Origin of the sequence: Trinickia mobilis (genome assembly GCF_017315705.1) — a bacterium.
Taxonomy (GTDB): Bacteria; Pseudomonadota; Gammaproteobacteria; order Burkholderiales; family Burkholderiaceae; genus Trinickia_A; species Trinickia_A mobilis.
Map to the genome: position 1 here is coordinate 1970 of NZ_JAFLRF010000046.1, position 734 is coordinate 2703.

General features: G+C 72.3%; 1 protein-coding gene. It reads left to right on the top strand.

What is annotated here, in order from left to right; all coding sequences use genetic code 11:
* Positions 1-734: WD40 repeat domain-containing protein (locus J3489_RS38050; protein ID WP_242540482.1), on the top strand; the 734-nt coding region annotated here is incomplete at both ends.

Here is a 734-nt window from a genome sequence, read left to right on the forward strand (position 1 = left end):
ACCGGGCATCAGGGACCGGTTTTCTCCGCCGCCTTCAGTCCGGACGGCCGGCGCGTGGTGACCGCGTCCTCGGACAAGACCGCGCGGGTGTGGGATGCGGCGACCGGCCAGGTGATCGCGCGGCTCACAGGGCATCAGGGACTGGTGAGCTCCGCCGCCTTCAGCCCGGACGGCCGGCGGGTGGTGACCGCGTCCGATGACAAGACCGCGCGGGTGTGGGATGCGGCCACGGGCAAACAGCTCGCGCAGCTCAGCGGGCATCAGGGGGCAGTTTTTTCCGCCGCCTTCAGCCCGGACGGCCAGCGGGTAGCGACCGCGTCCGCGGATCAGACCGCGCGGGTGTGGGATGCGGCGACCGGCCGGGTGATCGCGCGGCTCACCGGGCATCAGGGACCGGTGAGCTCCGCCGCCTTCAACCCGGACGGCCGGCGCGTGGTGACCGCGTCCGATGACAAGACCGCGCGGGTGTGGGATGTGGCGACCGGCCAGGTGATCGCGCAGCTCACCGGACATCAGGGGCCGGTGAGCTCCGCCGCCTTCAGCCCGGACGGCCAGCGGGTGGTGACCACGTCCGGAGACCAGACCGCGCGGGTGTGGGACGCGGCCACGGGCAAACAAATCGCCCAGCTCAGCGGGCACCAGGGGTCAGTTTTTTGCGCCGCCTTCAGCCCGGACGGCCAGCGGGTAGTGACCGCGTCCGCGGATCAGACCGCGCGGGTGTGGGACGTGGGGAC